This window comes from Chitinophaga qingshengii, from assembly GCF_014529935.1.
Lineage (GTDB): Bacteria > Bacteroidota > Bacteroidia > Chitinophagales > Chitinophagaceae > Chitinophaga > Chitinophaga qingshengii.
This window is the reverse complement of record NZ_JACVFC010000005.1, coordinates 375,539-390,049: the sequence shown is the minus strand read 5'-3', so window position 1 is coordinate 390,049 and position 14,511 is coordinate 375,539. Positions and strand designations below refer to the sequence as shown.

Below are 14,511 nucleotides of genomic sequence, written 5' to 3'. Positions count from 1 at the left end.
TATCCGCGCACTATTTGCTTAATTCCGGCGCCGTAAATGGTTTTTGCCGTCCATTGTATTGCTTGCGGACATTTTTAATATCGTCTGTGGTTACTTTTCCGGCTTTATTATTCCACGCACCACGCAAAAAGGTGAGCAATTCTGCGATATCACTATCACTAAACTCATCACTGCCACCAATACCCGGCATATCACCATTGATTTCCGGCGCTTTGTACAATTTACCATGTACCTCTACCGGCCCGGTAAGGCCATACAACACAATCGCAGCAAACTTCGCTTTGTCGCCGGTTACCCAGTTGCTTTCATTCAGCGGCGGCGCCATCGAGGCAATACCATTGCCGTTTTTGCCATGGCAGGTCTGACAAACGGTATTGAAAATTTTATAGCCCCTCGGATATTTAACGGCCAGCGCTTCCATCTTTTTGGCGTTGGCGGCATTATCCATGTTCTTTAATACGTTGTGTAATTGTTTATTCAACGCAAACGCAGTATCCGGATTAAAAGCCTCCAATTGTTTGAGCAGTGCAGCTTCCCGGTTAACGGCATTATTAATCAATGCAGCCGACACATAACGGTCACGCGCATACGCTTTCATTAATTTATCTTCCAGTCGCGTCGCAGCGGCCTTATCAGCCTTACCCAGTGCGGGCAACAGGTACCCTACATACGGTGCAAAGAAGGGATTACCAGCCAAAGTGTCCAGCTTCGCGGTCACCGCTTTGGCCACTTTACCGTCCAATACGGATGGCAGCGCCGCCAGCGCCTGTACTTTGTAATCATCCCGGCCGTGCTCCAGTATGGTTGCCAGGTCGGCGTAGGTCAACTGATGCAGCCCTTCCAGTGTCCACAAAGCATGCACCTGCATCAGCGGCGTCTGGTTGTTGGCCAGCGCAGCCCGTAGCTCCGGCGCCAGTGCGGTCATCCGATGATCAATAATATATTGCTGCGCTTTGTCTCTCAGCGTACCATCCGGATGGTTCAACAGGGATAACACCTGGTCGGCCTGCACCAGCGTTTTCTTCGGATGCTGTCCGGCAGGCACAATACGGTAAATACGGCCACAGCTAAGTGGTTGCGTCAGCTCCCGCATCTTGATTTCATTCTTCAGATAACTCGTGATATAGGTTTTGTGCTGAAGGATACCACGGTACATATCTGTGATATACAAAGCCCCATCAGGTGCATTGTACAAACCTGTAGGCCGGAAACGTTCATCGGTGCTGGCGAGGAACTCTTTGCCCTTATATGCCTGTTTACCGGTAACAATGTATCCACTGTCCTTTAATATATTTCGTTTGATCAGATTGGCTGAAGGCTCTGCTACAAAGGCATTACCGGCATATTCAGCCGGTAACAGATTCCCCCGGTAAATCACCGGTCCGCAGGCAGCGGTAAACTCCACCAGGCGCAGGCTGTCATCCAGCACGCCTTTCATATAACCCCGGTTTACGCCGGGTGTTGGATGCGCCGGGTATACATGGTTGTCGCGTACAATCTTCTGATCGTATCCGGCCGCATTCTGCTGATGCGGGTTTTTACCGCCTAATCCGGCCGGGAAATAGTCCCCCAGCAGGTTTTCAGAATTGTTGTTGTAGTACAGCCGGCCCTGGTCATCCTGAGCGATTCCCCACTGTCCGCGGAAGGTGGTGGGTTCTTTCAGCCATTTGTCACCCACTTTGCGGTAACGCCGGTCCGATTTGGCATTATAAATCCAGTTGTCCAGTCCCCGCAGCAAGCCGTTGGGCTGGTGTTCCACGTTGCCACCCGCCGCATACTGGCTGTCTACCAGCACCCGTTTACCGGGTTTGTCGCCGTTGTTTTCAATAAACCATAATTCCGGCGGCGTAGCTACCAGTACACCGTTCTCCACCAGGCATACCGCCCGTGGCAGTACCAGTGAATCCAGGAATACCGTTCTTTTATCCATCACGCCGTCGCCGGTCGTATCTTCCAGGATAACAATTTTACCATCCGGTTTGTCTTCTCCCGTACCGCTGGTATCCGGCATAAAACCCATCATTTCCACTACCCACATCCGGCCGCGGTCATCAAACACGGTACTTACCGGCGCAACTACCATCGGCTCTGCCGCCACCAACTGCACTTCCAGGCCCTTGTCCACCGTCATGGCGCCAATAGCGGCTTTACCATCCAACACGGGAGACGTAGCGTATTGCTTTCGCATGGCCAGCGAATCTTTTTCGTGTTTGCTCATCCGGTCTTGTTGTTGTGTAGGTCCGCAGGCAAGCCATGCCAGGGAAAACGTGGAAATGATCAGGTATTGAAGACGGCCCATCTGTTATTTAATTCGATTGCAAACAATAAAAATACATCTCTTGCGGATTTTTGCAACTATTTTTTGATCAGGGGTAAAATGAGCGGGATTTGATAATGATGGCATGAGGTGATGGCAGCACCGGTTGGGGTACCCGGTTAGGGGCATGCAATCTCCCGGATACCCGTACACCCAGGGCTGAAGCCCTGGATGTACGAGGCACACCAACCCCACCAATACAAATTTCCCCGCGCCTGCTCCTATTTTCACATTGTTTAGAAAAACCGGCGCGGTTTATTATTTTAAACCGTTCAATGTACTGTTATGCACGTATCTTCTCTTTCCACGTCATCGGCGAAACCACATTACGAAGTACTCGACGGGTTGCGCGGCACTGCAGCCATTACCATTGTTGTTTTCCATTTCCTGGAGCTGGTATGGAGTGATTACAGTCAGAACCCGCTGGGGCATGGTTTTCTGGCCGTCGATTTTTTCTTTTGTCTGTCAGGTTTTGTGATAGGTTATGCCTATGATGGGCGGTTGACGAACATTGGGTACCGGGGATTTTTCCGTGGCCGGTTATTGCGACTGCATCCGCTGGTGCTGTTAGGATCTGTGCTGGGCCTGTTATCATTTTTGTTTGATCCGTTTGGCGGCGATCCTTATGCGCGGGGTGTATGGCCCATTGTGGCGGGATTTATTTGTTCCCTTTTGCTGTTACCGTTTCCGTGGCTGCCGGGCAGAGGTGGCGCCTTGTTTCCGTTTAACTCGCCTACCTGGTCGCTTTTTATGGAGTACTGCATCAATATCGTATATGCCTTTGTGTTAAGCCGGTTACATAAGGGAGTGACGTTGCTGTTAACGCTGGTGGCCGCAGTATGGCTGGCGGTGGCGGCCTATCATGCCGGTACATTGATTGGCGGCTGGGCCGATGCCAATATCATGGATGGTTTTGCCCGGGTATCGTTTTCTTTCCTGGCGGGACTGAGCGTCTATCGTTTTCAGTGGGTGTTGCGGACGAAGCTGGGGTTTGTGGCGTTGTCGCTGTTATTACTGGCTACTTTTATGTGTCCTTACTTTGGGCAGAACTGGGCGGTGGAGTGGCTGATTGTGGCGATTGTTTACCCGGTGGTGATAGCCCTGGGCGCCGGTGCTGCAGCTACCGGCTGGTGGCGGCCTGTATGCCGTTTTATCGGGCGTCTCTCCTATCCGCTATATATGACCCACATTTTTCTGATCTGGCCTTTTGGCAACTACTACGCGAAATACCATCCTGGTCCGGGATTACTGACGCTGATAGTAGCGGTAGGTACCGGGGTGTTGATGGGCCTTGGTTACCTGGCTATGCGCTGGTATGATGAACCGGTACGCCGCTGGCTGAACGGGAAGGTGAAAACACGGGTTGCCTGCGAAGAGGCAGCAGTGCCTGCGAGGCAGCTTTAAAAGCCTGACGGAATTATGTCGTGAAGTGACCGGAAATCGCAAAATAACTTATCTTCGTCGCCTTATTGCATACATTTTACGATTTATTTGCATTTATGGAACGCTTTCAGGGCTTAATAGGCATCGTCCTTATTCTGGGTATTGCCTTTTTGTTTTCCAACAACAGGAGTAAGATCAACTATCGGCTGGTGGTGAGTGGTATTACGTTACAGGTAGTGATTGCACTGCTGGTATTCAAGGTTCCTCCTATCACCTGGTTTTTTCAGCAAGTTGGCCACGCTATGGGTAAACTGGAGGCGTTTGCACGTCAGGGCGCCTCTTTCGTATATGGCGGCATTGGTGTAGCCCAGCCTCCCACCGGTACAATTGCCGATTATGCCAGCGGCGGATTTGTATTTGCCTTCAATGTAACGGCTACTATCATTCTTGTATGTGTACTGGTAGCGGTATTATATCACTTCGGTATTATGCAGCGCATTGTAGCGGTTATTGCCAGGGCGATGAACGTGGTGATGCGGGTGAGCGGTGCAGAAGCCCTGAGTAACGTAGCCAGCGCCTTCGTAGGCCAGGTGGAAGCACAGGTGATGATCCGTCCTTACCTTAACTCCATGACTAAAAGTGAAATCCTGGCTTCGATGAGCGGCAGTCTTGCCTGTATAGCCGGTGGTATCCTGGTAGTATATGCCAATATGGGTTTCCAGGCGGGTATGGACATTGCGCCGTTCCTGATCACGGCCAGCCTGATGGCCGCTCCCGGCGCGCTGGTGATCTCCAAGATCGTCTTCCCGGAAACAGAAGAGAGTGTAACCATGGGCCGTGTGAAAATGGAAGTAAAAAGCAATTATACCAACGTTATTGACGCTATTTCCCATGGCGCAGGCGATGGTTTCAAAATAGCCATGAACGTTATCGCCATGCTGATTGGCTTCATTGCCCTGATAGCGCTGGTAGATTGGTGCCTGATCCATATCGGTCACCTGTTTGGACTGAGCTTTAACCTGAGCCTGGACTGGATTTTTGGTAAACTCTTTACTCCTATGGCCTGGGCTATGGGCGTGCCTGGTCAGGATGTGAACAATGTAGCCACCCTGCTGGGACAGAAGCTCACCATCAATGAATTTGTGGCCTTCAAAAGTATGACCAGCCATGCTGTTAAAATAGAATCTGCCAAAGCGATTACCATTGTAACCATCGCTATTGCCGGGTTTGCCAATTTCAGCAGTGTAGGAATGCAGATCGGCGGTATTGGAGAACTGGCCCCCGGTCGCCGTACAGACCTGGCCAAGCTGGGACTTAAAGCGCTGTTGTGTGGTACGCTGGCCAGCTATCTGTCAGCCACCATAGCAGGCATCCTGCTGTGATTATTTGGAAATTTACGAATTTTGGAATTTACGAATTTTGGGAATTATAAAAGCGAAGACCTGAGCAAACATACATCGCTCAGGTCTTCGCTTTTATAATTCCCGAAATTCGTAAATCCGTAAATTTCTAAATCCGTAAATTTCTCAATAGCTTCAATAAGACGCAGCACAACCCCTGCTTAAAAAATCAATTGTCCTTAAGCATTGTTTTCCGCGATCAAATCTGTTGCTGCCAGGGAATCCCGGGCATACATTACCGGTTAGATTTCCAGTCTCTTTACCAGGGAAGCCTGTACGCTTTCCCAGGCAGCGAGTTCACCGGCTTCTTCCCAGTGGTTTCTCATTTCTGACGCGCCTAATATTTTGTTTACAGCAGTAATGGCCTGGTTTCTCAACGCTTTCGTTGCAATCAGGTTCAGGATATCGAGTTTATCCAGCGGGTCTTCCGGGAAGTCTTCACTGGGTTTTCCCAACAATGCTGCCACGGTTTCTGCCGCAGCCAATCCTTCTTCGCAATCTCCGGTTTCCAGTTTTTCGGTATTGTTGATGATACGAGCCAGTGTATCCGTCACCAAACCGCCATCTTTGCTTTCGATCACGTCAAAAATCCAGTCTTGTGATCCGTCATTTTCAAAATTCCTGGTGCCCCATGCGCCCATAGTGTGTAATGTTTATTATTTTTTTAGAATAAAGAAATTGAGAATAAAAATAACAGTCTCTCCTTACAACAACAAAAACGTTTCATCAGTTTAAACTTCTGAAGTCCACCGGAACAAGTTTACTCACGCCCGGTTCCTGCATGGTAACCCCGTAAATCACGTCTACAGCGGCCATCGTTTGTTTATTATGGGTTACAATAATAAACTGTGAATTATCTGAAAATTTTCTGATCATGTTGGTGAATTTGCCCACATTGGCATCATCGAGCGGCGCGTCCACCTCATCCAGGATACAGAATGGCGCTGGCTTGATCAGGTAGATGGCAAACAGCAGGGCGGTGGCGGTAAGTGTTTTTTCTCCACCGGAAAGCTGTGTGATAGCTGCCGGACGTTTGCCTTTGGGTTTTGCGATGATTTCTATACCGGTATCGGCCAGGTTCTCCGGATCGCTCAGGATCATATCGCACTGGTCTTCTTCCGTAAAGAGGGCTTTAAATACCCGGATAAAATTCTCTTTCACCGTATTGAACGTATCGAGGAACTTCTGGTTGGCGGTTGTTTCTACCTCCTGGATAGTGGCCAGCAGGGAGTCTTTAGCGTTCACCAGGTCTGTTTTCTGTTCCAGGATAAACTCGTATCGTTTTTTCATTTCCTGGTAGGCCTCAATAGCAGTAGGGTTGATTTCCCCCATGTTCTCCAGGCGTTTTTTCAGGCGTTCCGCACTACCCTGCAATTCTTCTACCGGTAGTTCGGAAGAGCGTTGCTCGTCGATGATTTCATCCAGGTTCACTTTAAACTCCACGCTCAACCGTTCTTTCATGGAAGCCAGTTGCAGTTTGAGTTCATTCACTTTATCCTTGATCACATTCAGCTGCTGGTCCAGTTGCTCACGGGCCCTTTGTTTGGCGCGCAGCGTGGTTTCCAGCTCTTGCAGGTGGTTACGGAAATTATAGTATTCCTGGTCTTTTTCGTTGAGTGCTTTTTCTTCTTCCTCCCGTTGGCGGAACAGTTCCACCAGTCCGTCTTCTGCGGCGCTGCGTTTTTCTTCTGCGGCGGCAATATTGCCGGCAGCGTCTTCCAGCTGTGTTTTATTACTGGTGATCTGGGTATGCAGGTCTTCCAGCTGTTTGCGTTTGAATTCCAGTTCCTGTTTCAGGGCCTGCACTTTACTCTGTTGACGGGTATGTTGCAGGTTCTGGTTGTTGAACTGTACGTTCGCCATATTGAACTGCTGTTCTACTTCCTGCGCCATCCGGTCTGCCTCACTGATGCTGTCCTGCAGCTCTCCTACCCGGTCGTTCAGGTTTTCCAGTTCTTCCCGCACACCGGAAATACTTTCCTGGTTGGTAGTCAGCGACTGCTGCATTTCTTCCAGGCGTTTGTCGCCGGCTTCAATCAGGTGATGGAAGTTTTCAATCCTGTTTTGCAGGCCGAACAGCTGATTATTCAGCTGGTTGAGCTTTTCTTTCGCTGCGTTGATATTATTTTCATTCAGCTGGCTGTTATAGCCCAGCACCTGGTTGTGTTTATCCTGTATTTGTGCACGCAGGCTGCCTACGGTAGCTTCCAGCTCTTTGATTTCCACTTCCAGCTTTTCCAGGTTTTTAGCCCTTCCCAGCTTTTTGCCTTCAAAGAGTCCTACAGAACCGCCGGTGATATTGTATTTTCCGCGGTGCATACGGCCGGATTTTTCTACCAGGCAGATTTCATCGTCGGATACCTGGCTGAATTCCAGGCGGGTAATGTCTTCTCCGATGAACACCTTGCCGAGCAGGTGATAGCCCAGGCCTTTGTATTTTTCATCGATCTCCACCACGTCGAGGGCGGGAATGGTGCCGGCAGGGGCCAGCAGGCCGTTGGCCGGTACGCGGAACTGATCGAGGATAAAGAAATTGGCTTTGCCTTTTTTATGGGTGTCCAGTAACTGGATAGCCTGTACGGCTTCCGCCACATTGTTGACTACGTAATAGTTGAGGTATGGTTCCAGGAGATTTTCCACACAGGTGCGGTATTCTTCCTTACAGAAAAAGACATCGCTCAGAATAGGCGCTTCATTGTTCCATTCCGGGTTCTTTTTCAGGAATTTGATACTTTCCGGGTAACCTTCGAGACTGTCTACCAATGATTTAAGCAGGTCGAACTCATTCTTTTTGGAGTCCAGCTTACGGTTTTCATCCACCAGTTGGTCGCGCAGCCCTTCTATATCGGATTGGGTAGCCAGGATTTTTCCTTTGGTTTCTTCCTGGAAGCGGACCATCTCATCCAGTTCTGTTTTGCTGGTGGTGATAGTATGTTGCAGTGTTTCCTTTTCTGTTTCCAGTTGAGCGATCTGCTGCAGGCGGTTGTTCTTTTCTTCCTGTAACTGCTGGATACTGCGTTGCAGGTTCTGTACGGAAGTATCGGCCACCGCCACTTTTTTCTCCGCCTCAAACTGTTGGCGTTGCCAGCGTTGCTGATCGTTGCGGAGGGTTTCGAGGGCCTGTTTCTTTTGCTGGAAACGTTCTTTTTTCTCGTCCACCATTTCGCGGAGTGTTTCCAGTTCGTCTGCCATGGATTCAAACACTTCGCCTTCTTCCACCACCTGTTTTTCGGTGAATTCGATGGAGTTGGTTAATCCTTGCAGCTGGCCTTCCGCGTTGTTGAGGAAGTCGGTGATATTTTTCTCGCGTTCCCTCAGATAGGTAAGCTGTTGGGCGGCGAGGTTCTTGTCATTTTCTTTGGTACGGATGGTAGCCACCAGTTCGTTGAACGATTTCTGCAGGGTTTGCAGTTCTCTTTCTTTGGCGACAAAGTGCAGTTTATCTTCTTCCACAGCAGCCTCTGCAGTAGTAATTTCTGTTTCCAGCTGCAGTTTACGGTCGCTTTCTTCCTGTTGTTTATCAGACAGTTCCTTGAAAGTGACATTAAATCCTTCCAGGGCGGCTTTCGCCAGTTCTATACTGATTTCGCGGTATTCCTTTTTTACCTCGTAGAAGCGTTCCGCTTTACGGGCCTGGGTTTCCAGCGTTTTCAGGTTATTATTGATTTCAAACAGGAGGTCTTCAATACGGTTCAGGTCACCTTCGGTGGCCTCCAGTTTGGATTTGGCTTCTTTTTTACGGGTTTTGTATATGGAGATGCCTGCCGCTTGTTCCAGCATACGGCGACGGCTGTTTTCCTTATCCCGGATGATGTCATCCACCATGCCCAATTCGATGATGGCGTAGGAATCTGTGCTGACGCCGGTATCCATAAAGAGGTTATGGATATCCTTTAAGCGGCAGGCCACATCATTGAGGCGGTATTCACTATCTCCGTTTTTGTAAAATTTGCGGGTAATGGTTACCGTGGTAAATTCGGTAGGCAGTACGTTTTTGGTATTCTCAAAGGTAAGGCTCACCTCCGCCATCCCGCTGGCAGAACGTGTTTTGGAACCGTTGAACACCAGTCCGGACTGATTTTCAGAACGCAGGTTACTGATTTTGTGTTCCCCGATCACCCAGCGGATAGAGTCGATAATATTACTTTTGCCGCAACCGTTGGGTCCAATGACACCTGTTATCCCTTCATCAAAGTTCAGAACGGTTTTATCGGCAAAACTTTTAAAGCCTTTAATTTCTAGTGTTTTTAAGCGCACGACTTACTCCGAGGTTTTTTAAGGCGTCAAAGATATAATTTTACCCGAATGAAAAAGTAATTTAAGTGAGAAGCCGGTATCTCCCGGAATTATTTATGCACACTCCGGGCGAAAATAGCAGCCAAGGCTCACTCCCCTTTCTCTTAAACGGCTGATTATAAATATAGTAAAAAGCACACTTATTATTTAATTCCCTGTGAGAAATTATCGCCCGTTTGTCCCAACCGCTCTGGGTTAGCAGTACTATTTTATAGCTTGTGTAAGTAACCGGGAGGTCACCTATGTAGCTATGCCACTGTAACTTATGCCATTTACCACATAGGCGGAGCCCCGGACCATACCTCAAAATAATCTATCCTGTCCCATGACGCAAAAAGGCATATGGCTGTTGTTCCTGTTATGTATTGCCGTTACCCTGCAGGCACGCCAGCAAGGAGGTTCCATTACCGGCCAGGTTGGCGACAGTATCTCCCGGAAACCCCTGGAGTTTGCCACCGTAGTGTTGATGCAGGCAGGTGACCGGAAAACCGTGGCCCATGCCCTCACGGATGGCAAGGGCGATTTTCAGTTTACCGGCATCGCCTTTGGGCACTACCAGATCGGGATCACCATGCTGGGCTACGCTCCCCGTATCGTTGACAGTCTGCAGGTAGATGCCGCCCACCTCTATCACCGTTTAAGTCCCCGGTACCTTTCCCCCACCACGCAGCAGCTAAGCGGCGTCACCGTTGCCGGTAAAAAGCCCCTGATAGAACTACAGGATGAAAAACTGATCTACAACGTAGAAAATGATATCGACAAAGACAACAGCTCCGCCTCCGATATCATGCGGAAAATTCCGATGGTCACAGTAGACGCAGATGGTACCATCAAACTAAAAGGACAAACCAACTACAAAGTCCTGCTCAATGGGCGCGCTACGTCCATCATCACCAGGGATCCCAAGGAGGCCCTGAAAGCCTATCCGGCAAGCATCATCAAAAAAATAGAAATCATTACGGAACCCTCCGCTAAATACGATGCGGAAGGCATCGGAGGAATCATCAATATCATCACCCAACGACAGGTAATCGGCTACAACGGCAGCCTGTATGCTAACTACAATACCATCGGCAGATTCAGCGGCGGCGGTACTATCAGCGCCCGGCAAAAAAAAGTCGGTGTGAGCGCCTACGCCGGCGGCAACGGCGATCAAACCAAAAACAGCAGCACCATCAGCCGGGAAAGCTTCATACCCGGCAACAGGGGCTTATTAGAGCAAAACACCGACACCCGGCGTAATAACAAAATGTTTTATGGCAGCCTGGAGCTAACCTATGATATGGACAGCTCCAATGCGCTGACGATATTCGGCAACGGCAGCCTTAACAACATGACACAGCGTATGCCACAAACCAGCTTCTGGTATGATAGCACCAACAAACCGATACAAAGCGCCACGAATAGCAGCGACTCCTATAACAAAGGACATGGCTTCGGAGCCGGCCTGGATTTCCAGCATAAATTCAAACAGCCAGGACATGAACTGTCCGTAGCTTTCAATTATGTAAATGGCTACGGAGACGGCTATACGGACAATAGCCAGCATTATGTACCCGGTACCGACAGCTTTTACCGGAACAACAATCTTTTTACCAGTCGGAACATCAACGTCCAGGCGGATTACACGCTTCCGCTGCCACATGAACAGCGGCTGGAAACAGGCTTTAAAGGCACTTTCCTGCACAACGAAAGCAGCGCCACCCAGGAAGTGCGCAAAGAAGGGAATATGGTTCCCAATCCTTCCCGCGACAATATTTTCAACACCCAACAAAATATTCTCGCATTCTATATCACCTACCGGTTTAAGATAGGCAGCAAACTGAGTATTAAGCCCGGTTTCCGATTGGAGCAAACGCAGCAGACAGGCGATTTTATTTCCACCCATACCCGTATTAAAAGCGACTACACAAGCCCTATCCCTACGGTGAATATTACCTGGCAACTACAGCAGATGACCAGCCTGTCGCTCTCCTACAGCCGCCGCTTACAAAGACCTAATATTTTCTCGTTAAATCCCTACGTAAACGACAATGACCCCTATAATATATTTTACGGTAACCCGCACCTAAAGCCATCTTACGCCAATAGCTTCGGTCTTTATTTTAATAAGATAATGGAGAAAGTAACCTTTAATGCCGGGGCGGACTATACCTTTACCAATGATGCCATTCAGAACATTCTTACAGTAGACAGCACAAAGGGCATTACTTCTACCACCTACGACAACATTGGCAAATCCAGTGCTGTGGGACTCAGCGCCAGCATGCGTTTCGCCCTGACCAAAAAATGGAATGTCAGTATCAACGGGCGCGGTAATTACAGCGATTTCAGTAACGGCAGCAACCTGCACAGCAGTGGTTTATCCGGTAGCGCCTACTTCAATACCGACTACAACTTCGGCCACGATTTCCGGACAGACGCTTATTGTTACTACTATTCCGGCAGTCCCAGCGTACAGGGCAGCAGCGGTTCCAATATTGGTTATGGCTTTACCCTGCGCAAAGATTTCCTCAACAAAAAATTATCCGCCAGTTTGAGCGCAGATCAACCCTTCCGTAAACAACGGCCCATGGTTTCCGATGTTACGGACCCATCGTTTCATCGTGTTTCTACCTACTACTTCCCTGCCAACTCCTATACGATCTCCGTCAGCTGGCGCTTTGGCAAACTAACGACCAGCGCTACACGAAATAAAAGCGTAGTGGATACGGGTATGTAATCAATTCGTAATTCGTAATTCATAATTTGCTCTGTATCTTTGTATTCCAAAAACCTATTAACGTTTGCGTATAGAACAGCGGATCAACGATATCAAGAGTTTCCTTTACAGTTATCATTTCAGCAACGGTTTGCGTACCACTATCAGCGTAGTGGTCCCCTCCCTGATTTTTGCCGCCATCGGCCAGCTGGGGCTGGGTATTGCCATGTCTATGGGCGCCTTGTGTACCGCCCTGAGCGATGTGCCCGGCACCATTGTTCATAAGCGCAACGGCCTGATCATCAGCACCGGCCTCATTTTCCTGACGGCGCTGGGTACCGGACTGCTATTGCCTTTCCCCACCCTGATGGCCTTTTGGATAGTGGCCTGCTGTTTTGTCTTCGCTATGATGCTTGTATACGGCAACCGCGGCGGTAATATCGGTACCGGCTGCCTGCTGGTGATGGTGTCTATCCTCGGCGAATCACAGCTTACGCCAGGCATGGCGCTCACCTATGCGGTAATGGTGCTGCTGGGCAGTATCTGGTACGCGCTGCTGGCATTGATCCTGTGGCAGATACGCCCCTATCTCAACGTACAACAGGCCCTGGGCGACTGTATACAACAAACCGCACGATACCTCGAACTACGGTCCAACTTCTACACTCCCGGCGTAGACGTGGTGGCTAACTATAAAGCCGTGCTGGCACAACAGGTGGTCGTCAACGAAAAACAGGAAAATGTAAGGGAACTGCTGCTGAAAAGACGTTCCGCCCAACAGGGCACTACCAGTATCAACAAAAGCATGGTATTGATTTTCCTGGATATGGTGGACCTCCAGGAACAGATCATGGCCTCCCAAACCGACTATAACGCCCTGCAACGCGATTTTCAACAGGAAGATATACTACAGAAATTCCATGCACTCATCACCGAATTTGTGGAAGAACTGGAGAATATCGGTCTGGCGGTAGCCGCCGGACAACGTTCCCTGCCTAAAACCAATCTCAAATACGAGATGGAAAAGGTAAAAAAAGCGATTGCCGATATTACACTGAAATTGCCAACCCTGGCCGAAAGAACCCGGACCATCCCCCTCACCAATATCCTGCAAAACCTGCAGGACATGGCCCAAAGGATCTATAACCTGCACCGGCTTACCCGCCTGGAACGGCTGAAAGACGAAACCATCGATCCCAAACTGGAGTTGTCCAAATTCACCACCCGCCAGAAATATGACCTGGAGACTTTCCGCGACAACCTCACTTTTAAATCGCATATTTTTCGCCACGCCGTCCGCGTGAGCCTGGCCACGGTAACCGGTTACCTGCTGGGCCTGGCGCTTCACCTCGACCGGGTGTACTGGATACTGCTGACGATTGTGGTGATCCTGAAACCAGGCTTCGGACTGACACGTTCCCGCAGCATACAACGGTTCATCGGTACTGTATTGGGTGCGCTCTTTGCAGCCGGGCTACTGTATCTCACCCATAACGACACGGTGATCTTCGTCAGCATGTTGCTCTGTATCCTGGGCGCCTACAGTTTCATGAGCTTCCAATATACGCTCAGCGTGTTTTTCGTGACGCCTTTTATCATCTTCCTGCTGCATTTCCTGCATCCGTCCGACCTGTACAACGCTACCCAAAGGGTGCTGGACACCTTCATCGGCGGCGGCATCGCCTTCTTCGCCAACATGCTCCTGTGGCCCAGCTGGGAACACAATACACTGCCCGGATTTATGCAGAAAATGTTGCTCTCCAACCGTAAATACTTTGACATGGTATTGAGGGTGTATGCCGGCGAAAGCAACAGCGTCACCGATTTTAAACTGGCCCGCAAAGATACCTATGTGGATACCGCCAATATGATGGCCGCTTTCCAGCGTATGCTCTCCGAGCCCAAAAGCAAACAAAAAAATGCATCCAAAGTGTATCACTTTGTGGTATTGAATCATACCCTGACCTCCCACATCGCAGCCCTGGCGGCTTACAGCATGCATCATGGCGTGCAGTTCCCCAGGCCCGAATACAAAGAGATCACGACTTACCTGCTGCAATACATTGATCAGTTATACCTGATGATAGATCCCGCCACCCGCGACCAGGCCAAACTGGAACCACCCATCCATGCCTTTGATACACTGGATGAACATCTGCACAACCTGGTACACCTGCGTCAGCTGGAAATCAACGATGGCAAAGGCGCTACGCCTATCCGCGACGAAATGCTGGAAACCAAACAGGTACATGATCAGCTGCAAGCAATACTGGCACTGGTGAAAGACATGGGGAAAGCATTGAGTTGATTTACGGATTTTTTGATTTACGGATTTGCGAATTTCGGGATTTAAAAGAGCGAAGATCCAAGCGGTTGTTATAAGCTCGCTTGGATCTTCGCTCTTTTAAATCCCG

The 14,511-nt window shown here is 49.5% G+C and carries 7 protein-coding genes; 4 read left to right on the top strand and 3 right to left on the bottom strand.

The window, feature by feature from the left end; translation table 11 throughout:
• Positions 1–10: 10 nt before the first annotated feature.
• On the bottom strand, positions 11–2,299 hold the full coding sequence (locus tag ICL07_RS28580; RefSeq protein ID WP_246485196.1) for a DUF7133 domain-containing protein: 2,289 nt from the start codon (positions 2,297–2,299) through the stop codon (positions 11–13).
• 303 nt (positions 2,300–2,602) lie between these two features.
• Here ICL07_RS28580 and ICL07_RS28575 point away from each other — a divergent pair, with 303 nt between their 5' ends.
• Both ICL07_RS28575 and ICL07_RS28570 read left to right on the top strand, forming a co-directional pair.
• The gene (locus tag ICL07_RS28575) at positions 2,603–3,721 is read left to right on the top strand and encodes an acyltransferase family protein (RefSeq protein ID WP_188091476.1); all 1,119 of its coding nucleotides are present in this window, start codon (positions 2,603–2,605) and stop codon (positions 3,719–3,721) included.
• Between the two features lie 95 nt (positions 3,722–3,816).
• Positions 3,817–5,082: a NupC/NupG family nucleoside CNT transporter gene (locus ICL07_RS28570; RefSeq protein WP_188091475.1), complete on the top strand. Its 1,266-nt coding sequence runs from the start codon at positions 3,817–3,819 to the stop codon at positions 5,080–5,082.
• A gap of 260 nt (positions 5,083–5,342) precedes the next feature.
• Here ICL07_RS28570 and ICL07_RS28565 read toward each other — a convergent pair whose 3' ends face one another.
• Entirely contained in the window at positions 5,343–5,741 is a 399-nt protein-coding gene (locus tag ICL07_RS28565) for a DUF4259 domain-containing protein (protein WP_188091474.1), read from the bottom strand.
• An 85-nt stretch (positions 5,742–5,826) separates the two neighbouring features.
• On the bottom strand, positions 5,827–9,357 hold the full coding sequence (gene smc / locus ICL07_RS28560) for a chromosome segregation protein SMC (RefSeq protein ID WP_188091473.1): 3,531 nt from the start codon (positions 9,355–9,357) through the stop codon (positions 5,827–5,829).
• 364 nt (positions 9,358–9,721) lie between these two features.
• On the opposite strand from smc, the gene ICL07_RS28555 reads away from it, so the two are divergent.
• Both ICL07_RS28555 and ICL07_RS28550 read left to right on the top strand, forming a co-directional pair.
• On the top strand, positions 9,722–12,118 hold the full coding sequence (locus ICL07_RS28555; protein ID WP_188091472.1) for an outer membrane beta-barrel family protein: 2,397 nt from the start codon (positions 9,722–9,724) through the stop codon (positions 12,116–12,118).
• A 64-nt stretch (positions 12,119–12,182) separates the two neighbouring features.
• A complete protein-coding gene (locus tag ICL07_RS28550) occupies positions 12,183–14,405 on the top strand; it encodes an FUSC family protein (RefSeq protein WP_188091471.1) in 2,223 nt (740 codons plus the stop codon).
• Positions 14,406–14,511 lie beyond the last annotated feature (106 nt).